This is a genomic window from Streptococcus oralis, from assembly GCF_024399415.1.
GTDB classification, from domain to species: Bacteria; Bacillota; Bacilli; order Lactobacillales; family Streptococcaceae; genus Streptococcus; species Streptococcus oralis_CS.
In genome coordinates this window covers 585105-600159 of sequence record NZ_CP029257.1, presented here as the reverse complement: position 1 = coordinate 600159, position 15055 = coordinate 585105, and the positions used below count along the sequence as shown (strand labels likewise).

Genomic DNA, 15055 nt, shown 5'->3' with positions numbered 1-15055 from the left:
TCGAAACGAGTATACTAGATGATGAATGTTTTCCAATTTCTCTCCAGATATTTAGAGTAAGAAATATGTCCTGTATCAATTTATTTGTAAATTCATTCGTTTTTGTACTAAGCAAGCCATTCACCTAAAAAAGAAGATCACTTGGATCTTCTTTTTTCGTGTCTATCTTTCAAAGATGGACTGTCTGAAGTCGTCTGTGGCACGTAGATAAGCGTTGAAAATACGATACTTGAGTTGGGCGACACTGCTCTTAGAGCTGTCTGATAAGGCACGATCAATGTTCTTAGCTGAGGCATCCGCTAGTACTGCTAAGTACATATAATCTTGTAATTCCTCATAAGAAGAAATCGTAATTTGTCGTTTGCTATCTAGTTTTCCTGCTTCAAACTCGATAGTGATAGGGCGAAGGAAGTTTTGAGCCTTGTTGTATCGCTCATTCAACATGGCTTTCTTCAAATCCTTCCATGATTCATACTGGCTACCATAGAGATTTTTGAAAACCAAATCATCTCCAACTACTCCGACATCTCCTCTGTTCCAGATTGAGTAGGTCTTATGACCTTCTTTAAGCGCTTGGCCAGCGTATTGGCCAGATACATATGGGACAAATCCTTGTTGGTAACCCTTGTCTCCGAGCAATTCATAAGCTCTACGGCGGAACATAAGTCCCCCAGGTGCACCAGTTGGATTGTCCAGAGCTGCATAGAAGGAAGCAAACATATTGATGACATAGTAGCCATTTCGTCCAAAGCTAGCTCTATCCCAACCATCGCGACGACCAATGATATTATGATCAACCAGAGCATCGACAGATTTTAGTTTGGCTGCTTCTTCGGCAGTTATAGGGACAATTCGATCATCAGCGTGAGCTTGCTTACCATAAGACGTATTCTCAAATTTATAATTTTCAGCCTTACGGTACCATTTCATTTTCTGTTGATCAGTTAGAACACCAGTAACAACATCCCCTTCTACATAATCTAGAAGGTTCAGTACGTCAAAGACTCCATGCATGTAGTCGCGAAGAGCATCTGCTGAGGAGAATCGAGCAACAGGATCATAGGTATGGTAACGTGTGGTCGAATCTTTATCTCCTTGATAGAAGCTGTTAAGTACGAGACCTTTTTCGCTAACATTGGTTACAGACTCTAACATCCCTGTAGCAAAGCTCTCAGGTCCTTCACCCTCACGACGACCATGTCCTTCAAAATAGATAGAACCATCCGAGTTGTGGGTCATTTCATGGGTATAGACCATGGTTCCAGAAGCTCCCAGCATCTGGTCATAGACGTAGAAGACTTCATAACCATTGGCAAAGGCTCCTAGTCCATTGTCTCCGTGATATTTGCCAGCAGGACCAAAGAAATTGTACATAGCAACAGAGGTCTTATTATTACGAGGAGCCCAATATTGCTGGCCTTTATCATTATAAAGAAAGAAACCGTCTGTAACGATCACCCGTCTGAATAGAGTGTCTTTCCTGTTTGGACTTAAAATGTTGTACCACATGTCATAGTGGTTTCGTTGCCATTCAGCTGATTGATCCACAAGTTTTTCAACGTGTCGATGGAGTTCCTCGCCTGAGAGAACTCTACCACCTTCTTTCCTGTAGCCTCCAAAGCTACCAAAGGCAATAGTCGACATATTGCTGATGATATAGACATCTCTTTCAGGTAAGGTCAGAAGTTGGAGGACCATTTGCTTGAAGCCCCAATCTCCCTGAGTCAGTCTGTCGTAGACCTTGATTGTATACTTACTCTTACGATCTGCATTGTCTTGCTTAGCCTGAATTTCTGGCAGACTTGAACGAGCTTCTACGATATAAGCCTTAGTATTTTCCTTGAACCACTCACTGTTGGTTTTATTTGGCAAGAAGAGTTCACGCAGACTTTCTAAGTAAGCAAAGAGGTCTCCTTTGCCTTTTTCCTTGGCTAGGGATTGTCGGTAAGCATTGAAGTTGTTTTGCGCTCGAAGATTGCCCATTCCAGAGTTCCCGAGAGCGATGATAGTATCCAGTGTCGAAGCTGCTTGATTGCCAAAGAAATCAAACTTATAGGCACTAAGATCTTTGGTATTGAACGTTCCATAGTTGACATTGTACCAACGATTGAGATAGGTCAGACCAAGCATGAAGGCCTCTTTGTTCTTCAGAATCTTTTGGCTAATCGCATCCGCTACAGCAGGGCCAAGGGTGTTGATCGACTTATCAACTGAAAGCACCTTAAGGAGTTCCTGACCTAGTTCGGCTTTGGTTTGTTCAAAGGCTTTTTCTAGATAAAGATCATCTAAGGAAGCTGTTTCACCAATTCCAAGGACCTTTCGAACTGCAGCTGAGTCATAGGTCACAGCTTTGAGTTCTTCCAAGACACTCGCTTTAATGGACTGGTAGTCAGATAGGAAGGCTTCTGGCGTATAGAGCAAATTCTTATCAGCGATGCTATATTCTGCAATCTGGCCATTGGCAAAATCACCCTTGTAGGTCAGATCAAGATAAGCGATCGTCTTATCTGCATAATGCAGCATCAGTCTATTGATTTCACCCTTATGGCTGTTGACATCTGTTATCAGTGTCTCATCTTTCATCGGAACCACATCTAGCAGGGCTACTTTGTTGAGTTTATCATCTTCAGCTAATTGGTTGGCTGTATGAACGATGAAGTCTTTGTTGTAGAATGGTAATAGTTTTTCTACATTTTCGTAGGCTTGCTTTCTGGACTCCTGAGCTCCCCTCACTCGACTATAGTCTGTTTGATGCTGGTAAGCTTGCTGCAATGGCTCTTGGTCCGTCAAGTTCGAAGTGATTCTAAAGGACTGACGTTTGGCTTGCGCATCGGCCTCTGAAATAGAACGGACAAAACGCTCATCTTTTCGATTTGCTGTAGTTCCTTCAAGAACATAAGAGTCCCGAACAGAAGCCTCAGGATAGGGATCTCCTGTCATCGCATGACCATTTTGAACCTTGACACTGGTCAAGACATTTCGGACCTGTCCATTGTTCCAAGTAGACCCGATCGCTCCACCGACTTGGCCAGAATGACCTCCATTTTGGATAGAACCAGACACATAAGAAGTTTCTAATCTAGCTCCATTCTGCAAACGACCGATCAAGCCTCCAACACGCTGGTCTCCATTTCGACCCGTTACTTGGATAGATACATCCACCTGACTCTTCTGCGCCAGTGATTGGTTGCCGTGGAAATTACCAACCAAGCCACCAATATTGTACTCCTGTCCCCCATCTTGGGTGCTGGTGATGGACCCTTTAAAGGCAACATTGGTTAGTTTTGTGTTTTGGGCAACTCCTACCAGTCCACCGATATGCTTGTTTCCAGATAGACTACCACTTACAGAAACATCCGTAATCGTTGCATTTTGAGCATTGCTAGCCAAGGTCCCTATAGAGTCCTTACCTGAAACTGCAGCCGATTTCAAGGTCAGTTGCTGGATGGTGGCATTTTTCAAGGTTGCAAAGAGTGGTTTTGCCAAGTTGTAGATGGTATAATCTTTTCCATCCACTCGGCTAGTTAGACTACCTGAAAATTCTTCTGGAACATAGCTTGTCGCAGACTGTTCTAACTGAATCTCATCTGCTGAAACATCCGCTCCTAGTTTGAAGTTTCCAGTCGGGTTTGACTTCATGGCCTCTATGAGCGCTTTGAAGGACGTATAGACACCTTCTTGGCTAAGAGGCGTTTTCGGCAGTTCAAAAGAGTAATCTGGACGATAATGGTCCCCTTCTCCCTCGACGAGCTGATTAGCTGATACCGTTACGGAATAGGCATTGCCCTTGTCTGTAATCTTAGAAACGGGTAAGAGCATATCCTTGAACTTATCTGACTGAATTCGGACATAGTAGTTATTCATATCGGACGGCACTTCCGACAGGGATAGGTAACGTCGGTAGTGACTACCATCTTTACCGTACAGTTCGATGCGGTCGATGTCTTTGATTTCAACCTTCTTATAATCTAGCTGAACTGGACGTTGATCCTCTATACTAGTTTGTTCCCCTTGACCCAGGTCATATTTCATGACAGTTTTGAGGGTATAAGGAGTATAGTAGTCCAAGTCATCAAGTGTCAATTTTTGAGCGAGGTCCACAAGGTCGACTTCCTTGATCAGCGTTTCGCCCTTGTATAGCTGCACTTTGGCTGATTGATAGCTAGCTGTAGCATCCGTCAAGTGATAGCTAAGAGAAACTTGGCGTTGATCTTCTTCCTTCTCGACACGGACTAGAGAGAGGGTTGGTTTTCTCTTGACTCCATCCAGAGCTTGACGAGCTGCCTCGAGATCCGTCCGAACTTGATCGACCAAGGCTTGATTGGCGAAAGGATTGTCCAAAACGAGCTTGGCCTGATCTAGAGCACGACGATAGCGGAGTTTGGCTTGTTCATCAGCATACTGGTAAGCAACTGTAGACTGAGTCACATCCTTCATGTCAAATTCAACACCAAGAGTTTTCTTATCAACAGGTTGACCGTCTAGATTATTCTTAGCAGTTTCAAGGGCATTTTTCAAGGAATCAACCTGTTCTTGACTGGCATGAGATGCCTCAAAGAGAGCTTGGGCATTTGCGACTGCCTGTTTATAAGACTCTTGATCTGCAGTGGTATCATTGAAATACTGATGCGTTTTCTGGATGCTATCGGCCTCTTCCACTAATTGGTGCAAGGGTTCGAGGTCGAGGATTCCTTTTTCTGGCTCTACAGGAGCATGATCCGCATTTGTAGAAATTGGTTTTGTACCGACTTTGATGATCTGAGGAACTGCTTCTTTTGTAATAGTGTTAGAGATTTCCTCTGTATTTTCAACTTTTCCATCTACTAAATACTGACGAGTCACAATCGTACGGACGCCATCTTGGCCTGCTTGGCTAACTTCCCTTTGCCCCAAAGGCAGGTCAGCACTTTCCACTTCCTTAGTTGGATAGGGTTCTGCTACCGTCGTGGTGACATCTTTTTCTTCAACGTTTAAGCTTGGAACTTCATTTACAGGAGCGTCTGTTGGTTTCTCGCTAACAGGACCTGTTCCGACTGTTACGATTTCTGATAATGCAGGAGTTGTCACTTCGTTGGAGATTTCCTGGCTTCTCTCTACTTTTCCATCTACCATGTACTGACGAGTGACGATCGTACGCACGCCATCTTGACCAGCTTGGGTTATCTTTGTCTGGCCAACTGGCAAGCTATCACTCTCTACTCGTTCTCGAGTGTAAGGTTCTGCTACCGTCATAGTAACGTCTTTTTCTTCGACGCTTAAGCTTGGAACTTCATTTATAGGAGCGTCTGTTGGTTTGTCACTAACAGGGCCTGTTCCAACTGTTACGATTTCTGAGACCGCTGGAGTCGTCACTTCGTTAGAGAGTTCCTGGCTTCTCTCTACTTTTCCATCTACCATGTACTGACGGGTGACGATTGTACGCACGCCATCTTGACCAGCTTGAGTTATCTTGATTTGGCCAACTGGCAAGCTATCACTCTCTACTCGTTCTCGAGTGTAGGGTTCAGCCACTGTTGTGGTAACATCTTTTTCTTCAACGTTTAAGCTTGGAACTTCATTTATTGGAGCGTCTGTTGGTTTCTCGCTAACGGACTCCCCTGGGCTTGGTTTTGTAGGAGAAGGGATCTTGCTTCCGACTTTTCTAATCTCAGAAGTCGGATCAGTCGTTACCTGATTGGAAACCTCCTCTGTATGGATCACCTGACCATTTAAAAGGTAGCTGCGGGTCACGATGGTACGACTACCATTTTTCCCTGCCTGAATCACCTCAGTTTGACCTTGCGGCAAATCATCCGCCTCTACTTCCTCCACTTGGAAAGGAATAATCTCTGTACGACTCGTTTCTTTACTATCAACCTTTAACTCTGGTTGTTCAAAGACAGGAGCTTCACTTGGTTTCTGAGCACGATACTCTTCCTGCGCTTGGCTTCCGTTCGAAGTTTGGACTGGAGTATCAATAGGAGCCGAATGATTCAACTCTTTCTTGCCATCAACTGGAGAGTTTACTTCTTTTTGAGATTTCAAATACCCTACATATTGGTAGCCTTCAATCGTAAGTGGGGATTGCAATGTTTCCCCGACCTGTACAGTCAATTCCTGATTATAGTCTGCCAGCATTTGATTTGTCAAAGCCAAGGAAGTTGGCGCAATCAGCTGACTTCCTAGACTGGTCAAAAGCATGAATGAAGCAAGTTTCTTGCGATCATCTCTGCCCAGTTTAATCGCTACGACCAGTAGCACAATGCCTGCCCCTGCTGCAATTGAGCTAATGAGTTGGCTGTGACCAGTTGCAGGCAGCTGTCTCGTCGGACGATAAATCAAATAGTAAGTATCATCTGTTTCCTCAGCAAACTGTGGCAATTCTTTGACTACCAACTGCTTCTCTTGGTCCGTGAGTTCACTCTCTGTCACGTACTTATAGTGAATCTGTTTTGTGACGGATGGCGTCTGTTCACTAGCTGCTACATTTGCAAGAGAACCTCCTCCACTAGAAAGGTAGAAAACGCCTACCAGAGCAGAAACCAAACCAACCGAAACTTTTCTCAATGAAAAACGTTGGTGCTTTTCTCCTAAATAATTTCTTTTCATTCCTAATCTTTCCTTCATCATGATTTGAATCCCCTCTATTCTACCGAAATTTACTAGATTATTCAATTTATTTGCTATAAATAATAGCCACAAAAAACTGCTAATCTTTTCAGTTCATTTACGCTTTCAAAATCCTTATCTAATCAGGTATTGAATGCACAAACAAGATCATGGAGAAACCACAGAAAAATTCCTAGGTAGCCTTAAACCTAGGAATTTTTCAAATTTTAATCAAACAGAATCGTTTCCTTATTTCTTGAAAATAGACTGCCTGAAGTCGTCTGTCTCACGAAGATAAGCATTGTAAATCTTCTTCTTGAGCAGGTTAACCCAGCTAGCTTCGACACGGCTAGTAGCATTGGTAATGTTGCGTACATCCTCTGCCACGGCTGCGTCCATCAACTGCTGCATCTCTGCATAAGAACGAATGGTTACTTTCTTGGTACTGTTTGGATTTTTAAGCTCGTACTCAATGGTAATTGGCTTCAGCTTGGTCAGCTGATCAATTCGCTCCTTGTACATGGCCTTCTTGAAGGCTGCCCAAGAGGTGTATTCACCTTTAAATACATTTTCCAAGACTTTCTGGTCCGTCACGAGACCAACATCTCTTCCAGACCATCCGTCCCACGTTTTCTTCCCTTCATCGAAAGCTTCCTGAGAGTACTGACCAGAAACATAAGGGACAAATCCGTCATGGTAGCCCTTGGCTGCTAGTAATTCATAGGCTGTGCGACGGAACATAACGTCACCTGGTGCTCCATTTGGATTGCTTAAGGCTGAGTAAATTGGTGAGAAGAGGCTGAGACTGAGGTAGCCATTTCGACCATATTTCCCACTTTCCTTATTCTCCCGACGAGTGATCACATCATTTTCAATCAGGGAGTCAAAGGTCTTCAGTTGCTTGATTTCCTCAGCTGTAAAGCTTCGCGTCTGGTTTCCAGCGTGGGTCTCCTTGCCATACTTATCTGTAATATAGTAATTCTCCATCTTCCTGAACCACTGTAACTTGGCAGCATCACTCTGCTTCAGCATAGAAGTACCTTCTAGATAGTCCAAGGTGTAGATCATGTCAAACATACCATGGACATAGTGTTGCAGGTCTGCTGCATTTTGAACACGTTCCTTGAAATTATAGGTATGCATACGTGTCTTAGAATCCTTGTCCACCTTGAAGAGAGTATTGAGCGTAATAGTTGGTTCATCTGCGCTCGGCGAAGATTGCAAGAGTCCCCGAGCATAGAGTTCCGCACCCAAGCCCTCACGACGGCCATAACCTTCAAAGTAAATTGCACCGTCAGAATTATGGGTCATCTCATGCGTGTAGACTGAGTTTCCATAGTCTTCTAACAATCGTGCTCTATCAAAATGGGTAACACTTCCCGTAGCATAGGCATTGTAACCCTTGCTTGGATACCACTTGCCAGCTGGTCCAAAGAATTCCTGCATAGCCTGTGATTTTTTGTCATTAGCTGGAGCCCAGTAGCTTTGTCCTGCTTTATCAGTCAAGAAGAACCCATCATAAACCAGAACAGAACGGAAGAGCTTGTCCTTGCTTTCTGGATTCAGAATCTTATACCAGAAATCATAGTGGTCGCGCTGGTATTCAGCTGTTTTTCTCACTCTGTCTTCGACATATTCAACTAGTTCTGCGTCTGTGCGCACCCTGTTATTGGCATCCAGGCGGTAGCGATCATAAGCTCCCATAGAGAGGGTAGACATATTGGAGATAGCATAGACACCCTTCTCTGTCATGGTCAAGAGTGGCAGGAGCATGCCCTTGTGTTCCCAATTATCTGCAGTAATCTTATCATAAACACCGACAGAGTACTTGCTCTTGCCCTCGGCTGCATCCTGAAGCTGTCTCGCTTCTGCTACATCCGATTTAGCCTCAACGATGTAGGCCTTTGTATTGGTTTTGAGCCATTCATTATTGGTCTTATATGGTAAGAAGAGCTGACGGTAGCCTTCAAGGTAATTGAAGAGTCCTCGTTTATCAGTTGCTTCAGAGAGCGAATTATCATACGCTGTATAGTTGTTTTTAGCCTTGAGATTCTCTAGTCCTGATTTCCCTAAAGCTATGATTGTATCAAGAACCGAAACATCATTCTTACCGTAGAAATCCAACTTGTAAGCCGACAAGTCCTTAACATTAAAATCGTCATAGTTGATATTATACCAACGGTTAAGATAAGTCAGACCTAATAGGAAAGCTTCTTTATCAGCAAGAATCTTCTTAACAAGATAATCCTTAACTACTTCACCTTCAGTATTGATAGCCTTATCCATAGCCAGCACTTTGCGAAGCTCCCCTGATAGCTTGCTTTTCACTTGCGTAAATGCAGTGTCTAAGTATAGTTCATCCAAAGAAGTATCTGCTGCTACACCAAGAACTGTGCGCATAGCTGGCGAATCAAGAACGACCTTGTTTAACTCTGGCAGGATTTGATTTAGAATACTAGTATAATCTGATACAAAGGCTTCTGGAGTATAAAGAAGGTCTAACCCCTTGATACTATACTCAGCAATGCCTCGATTTACGAAATCTCCCTTATAAGATATTTCTAGGTAATCGATGGTATTGTCCATGTAGTGAAGCATCAAACGATTGATTGCTGTTTTATTGCCATGGATATCAGTGATAATCTGGTCACCCTTCATCGGAACAACATCCAGTAGGTACTCCTTGTTCAACTTATGCTCTTTCGGAATCTTGTTCGCAAACGAAACAATGGTTTCTTTATTGTAGAAAGGAAGCAGTTTCTCCATATTTGCGTAAGAATATCCGCGGTCGAATTGAACATTTTTTTCCTCACCATAGTCGACAAAACGCGTATTTAGATTCGTGTCATCTAGGCTAGTCGTGATGTCCATAGCAGTCAGTTTTTCTTCCATTTCTTCTTGAGTAATTGTAGAAGTAACAAACTGATCGTTTTTCAAGGTTTCACTCTTAGCAACTTTATATGCTTGCGTAATGCGGTCGTTTTTGTAGCCCTGATCCCCAGAAATACTGTAAACATTTGTACCGCTAACATTACTGATCACATTATCAACTAAACCATTAAAGTAGTTCGAGCCGACCACTCCACCGATTTGACCGTTAGTGGTTGCATTATATACTTTTCCTGTCACATAAGATTTGGTGATTCGAGCATTGTTTTCTAGACGTCCAACCAAACCACCGATACGTTGTTCATTTGATCGTGCACCACTTATAATCGTTACATCTGCTTTACTTTGGCTAAGAAGAGATTCTCCTCCTTTAAGGCTTGAAACCAAACCACCTACGTTATAGGCTTTGATGTGTTGACTGTTAGATAGGATGGTACCCGTAAAGGAACTATTTGTAATCTTCGTATTGGTTCCATTAACTACTAGACCCGCTACGTTAGAGGCGTTTCCTACTACCGATACTCTCCCCTGAACAGAAACATCTGTGATTCGCGCATTCTCCGCATTGCGTGCCAGCGCAGCTGAGTCATAGGTACCCACGATATTCACATCTTTAAAGTCGATATTGGAAATGGTAGACCCACTCTTGAGGTTTTCAAATAAAGGTTTGGCTAGATTATAAATGGCGTATTGCTTACCATTATGACTACCTGTCAGACTACCTGTGAAGTTCCCTTTGAGGTAGACATAATCTGCAGGTGCAAGACTAACCTCACTAGCATCCAAATCAGCTCCCAACACATAATTTCCTGCCATATTTCGCTTCATAGCGTCTACCAATCTAGCAAAGCTAGTGTAGACATTTTGCTGGCTTGGGACTGCCTTACTGATGTAGAAGTCGTGCCCAGACTTATAGCCCGTTTCACTTTCTTGGACGAGTTCAGGAAGGGTTACATTAACCTTATAGACTGCCTTGCCATCTTTCTCTGCTTCAGAAATGCTGTGAACTGGTAGGAGAATTTCCTTGGATTCGCTTGATTTGATCTTGACGAAGTAAGTAGACAGATCCGTAGGCATAGAGTTCATCGATACAAAGCGCTTGTATTGGTCGTTTTCTTTATGATAAAACTCAACGGAATCAATATCACGGAAGGCAATCTTCTTGTATTCTAGCTCAAAGTTACGACTGTCTGTTTCAAACTCAGTAAAGCTACCATTATCCAATTCATAAGTCAACTTAGTTTTTAGAGTGTAGCCTGTGTAGTAGTCTAAGTCGCCAATTTTCAAGCTGCCAGCAAAGTTGGTAATTGGAAGAGTGCGAATCAGCTGGTCTCCCTGGTACAATTCTGCAGTCGCTGAACGGAAGGACTGGGTCTGGTCTTCCAATCTATATTGGACCGTCACCGACTTATCATCAGTATTCTCAGTCAGACTTAGAATGGAAACTGTCGGCTTGACTTTAGGCACTCCATTTAGTGCTTCTTTGGCTGCTGTCAGACTAACAAGAGCTTGGTTGACCTGTACTTGTGTAGCTGTTTGATCGTTCAAAACTCCCTCTGCCTTGGTCAATTCGTCAGTATAAGCTGTCTGCTTTTCTGAATCCGCATTCTTATATTTAACAGAAGTTTTAACTCTTGGATTTAAATCGTACTCAGTCTGGAGAGCTGTTTTGACAACTTCAAGTCCACTTAATTGCGCCTTGGCTTGATTGATTTGTTCCACCAGTTGGTTGACTTCTGCTTGGCTAGCTTGAGATTGGCTCAGAATAGCTTGACCTGCCGTCAAAGCAGCATCATAGTTAGCTTGATGACTCTGACTATCGTTGAAATAACTGGCCTGAGCTTTAATCTGATCCGCTTCTGCCAAGAGATTATGCAGTGAAATTAAATCGAACTCCTCTAAAGCTTCCGCTTTTGGTGCATCATTTGGTACCATATTTGGTTTAGCTGTTCCGACTTTGACAATTTGCGTTACTGGAGCTAGGGTTTCCTCATTAGACAATTCTTGGCGATCGATTTCCTGACCGTTAGAGCTGTAAACACGAGTCTTAATCGTACGCTCACCTTGGACTCCTGGAGTCGCAATTTGACGAGCATCTCGAACCAATTCATCCGTTTCTTCTTCACGAATGTTAAAGTTGATTTTTTCAACGCGCGTTTCGTCAGTGTAAGTTAGCGGGTATTCTGGCAGAATATCTGCTTTCGGAGCTTCATTCGGTACCATGCTTGGTTTAGCTGTGCCGACTTTGACAATTTGCGTTACTGGAGCCAAGGTTTCTTCATTAGACAACTCTTGACGATCAACAACTTGACCGTTAGAACTGTAGACACGAGTCTTGATGGTCCGTTCGCCTTGAACGCCTGGAGTGGCGATTTGACGAGCATCACGAACCAATTCATCCGTTTCTTCTTCACGAATGTTAAAGTTGATTTTTTCAACGCGCGTTTCGTCAGTGTAAGTTAGCGGATATTCTGGCAGAATATCTGCTTTTGGCGCTTCATTTGGCACCATAGTTGGCTTAGCCGTACCAACTTTAACAATTTGCGTTACAGGAGCCAAGGTTTCTTCATTCGAAAGTTCTTGACGGTCGATTTCCTGACTGTTAGAACTGTAGACACGAGTCTTAATCGTGCGCTCACCTTGGACTCCCGGAGTTGCGATTTGACGAGCATCTCGAACAAGCTCATCGGTTTCTTCTTCACGAATGCTAAAGTTAATTTTCTCAACCCGAGTTTCGTCGGTATAAGTGAGTGGATACTCTGGCAAAGCGTCTGCTTTTGGCGCATCGCTTGGTACCATAGTTGGCTTAGCTGTGCCGACTTTGACAATTTGTGTTACTGGAGCCAAGGTTTCTTCATTCGAAAGTTCTTGGCGGTCAACAACTTGACCATTGGAACTGTAGACACGGGTCTTGATCGTGCGCTCTCCCTCAACACCTGGTGTTGTGATCTGGCGGGCATCTTGGACCAATTCATCCGTAGTTTGCTCGTCAATGTTGAAGGCTATTTTCTCTACACGAGTTTCGTCGGTATAAGTCAACGGATACTCTGGCAGTGCGTCTTCTTTCGGTGGATCGTTCGGTACCATAGTTGGCTTAGCCGTGCCGACTTTGACAATTTGTGTTACGGGAGCTAGAGTTTCCTCGTTGGACAACTCTTGGCGGTCAACCTCTTGACCGTTAGAACTGTAGACACGAGTCTTGATCGTGCGCTCTCCCTCAACACCTGGTGTTGCGATCTGGCGACTACCCTCTGGAATCTCATCTGTATATTGCTCGTCAATAGAAAAATCAATCTTTTCTATTCTAACCTCATCATTTGTAGTCAATTCCAACTCAGAATTCTCATGAATAGGAGCTGTTTCAGGATTTGTCCCATATTCCGTTAGTTCTGGAATCTCTTGAACTGGAGGCGTATCAGAACTGGTGCCATATTCCGTCAATTCTGGAACTTCGTGAACAGGCGCTGTTTCAGGAGTTGTACCATATTCTGTCAGTTCTGGAGTCTCACGAACTGGAGACGTCTCAGAACTAGTCCCATATTCTGTCAGTTCTGGAATCTCTTGAACTGGAGGCGTATCAGAACTGGTGCCATATTCTGTCAATTCTGGAACTTCGTGAACTGGAGATGTTTCAGGACTGGTGCCATATTCTGTCAGTTCTGGAGTCTCACGAATCGGAGACGTCTCAGGACTGGTGCCATATTCCGTCAGTTCTGGAATCTCTTGAACTGGAGGCGTCTCAGAACTGGTGCCATATTCTGTCAATTCTGAAACTTCATGAACTGGAGCTGTCTCAGGAGTTGTACCGTATTCCGTCAGTTCTGGAGTCTCACGAACTGGAGACGTCTCAGAACTAGTCCCATATTCTGTCAGTTCTGGAATCTCTTGAACTGGAGGCGTATCAGAACTGGTGCCATATTCTGTCAATTCTGGAACTTCGTGAACTGGAGATGTTTCAGGACTGGTGCCATATTCTGTCAGTTCTGGAGTCTCACGAATCGGAGACGTCTCAGGACTGGTGCCATATTCCGTCAGTTCTGGAATCTCTTGAACTGGAGGCGTCTCAGAACTGGTGCCATATTCTGTCAATTCTGAAACTTCATGAACTGGAGCTGTCTCAGGAGTTGTACCGTATTCCGTCAGTTCTGGAACTTCGTGAACTGGAGCTGTCTCAGGAGTTGTGCCATATTCTGCCAACTCCGGAACTTCGTGAACTGGAGTTTCTTTGGGTATCGAGTTAGTTGGAGCTGTTCCAACTAAAATAATTTCAGAAACAGGTTCAACCGTCACTTGATCAGAAATCATTTCGCTTTTTACGATTTCTTGATCCTTACGAAAATGACGAGTCACTACTGTACGTTGACCTCGAACACCTGATTGTATAACTTTTGATTGACCTTGAGCCAATTCATCGGTATATTGGTATTTTGTCTGATAAGGAAGTTCTTGGACTGACTTTTGCTCACTAATTTTTAGTTCTGGTAAGTCATAAATAGGAGTTGAGCGTGTGAACTCTATCTCCTTAGCAGCTATAGCTTCTCTTTCTTCCTCAGTTAAAGCATCCCCCTTATCTGAAACAACCTCTTTCATATCAAGATTTGTTTCACTCGGTTTAAGTTCACTTCCCTTCTCTTTCTCCAAGTCAAGTGTCGGATTTTCCTTATGAGCAGAATGAGCTAAATGACTATCATTTTGTTCTTCATTCTTTAGATAACCGATATAGTCGTAACCGTCAATTTTCAATGGCGCTGGCAGTGCATCTCCAAGACCCAAGTTAAGACTTTGATTATATGCCGCAAGTTCGATATTCGTCACTGCTAAGACTGTTGGAGATAACAGTATTGATCCCATTCCAGTTACCAACAAGATAGAAGATAAATATCTCTTCCCATTCCTGCCTCTAACTACTACAAGCACTAGTAATGCAAGACCCATCGCTGTAAAAGTTGATTCCCAAAGGCCGGAGTGACCTGTCTTAGGCAATACTCCAGATGAATCCCCTTGAGTAGTCGGACGATAAACTAAGTAATAGGTCTCTGAAGCATCCTCAACATACTTTGGAATCTCCCTGATCAAGGCACTCTTCTCTGCCTCCGTCAATTCAGACTCCACTACGTAGTGGTATTTGACATGAGCAGACTGCTGACTTTGAATTTCTGCTGCCTTTACAGAAGTCAAGTCCCCAGTTATTTGCCCACTCAAAAAGAAGCTTCCAATAGTCGCCGAAACGAGCCCAACGGACAACTTCCGGAAAGAAAAGCGCTGTCGTTTTTCTCCATAAAACTGATGTGTCATTCTAAAGATTTCCTTTTCAATATATTATTCAATCCTTTCTATTCTACCTGATTTCACTTGATTATTCAAATTATTTGTCGCGATTTTTAGAAGCAACACATGCTTTTGAAAAGTACCAAAAAACGACCTCTCTTTTTAAAAAATCTCAAAAATCCAACTTAAAACGAGGCCCAAACTTATTAGATTCCCCCCTTTGTCCTAAACTTTTTCCAACAAAAAAGAGAGAAATAACTTTCTCTCTTTTACATTTTTATCTCATCTTAAACTATGAGAAGACATATTT

The 15055-nt window shown here is 43.3% G+C and carries 2 protein-coding genes; both read right to left on the bottom strand.

The window, feature by feature from the left end; genetic code table 11:
- Window positions 1–162: 162 nt before the first annotated feature.
- Window positions 163–6588, bottom strand: a complete 6426-nt coding sequence (locus tag DG474_RS03015) for a ZmpA/ZmpB/ZmpC family metallo-endopeptidase (RefSeq protein WP_255778772.1) — start codon at window positions 6586–6588, stop codon at window positions 163–165.
- 249 nt (window positions 6589–6837) lie between these two features.
- The gene (locus DG474_RS03010; RefSeq protein ID WP_255778771.1) at window positions 6838–14772 is read right to left on the bottom strand and encodes an SIALI-17 repeat-containing surface protein; all 7935 of its coding nucleotides are present in this window, start codon (window positions 14770–14772) and stop codon (window positions 6838–6840) included.
- Between the last annotated feature and the right edge of the window lie 283 nt (window positions 14773–15055).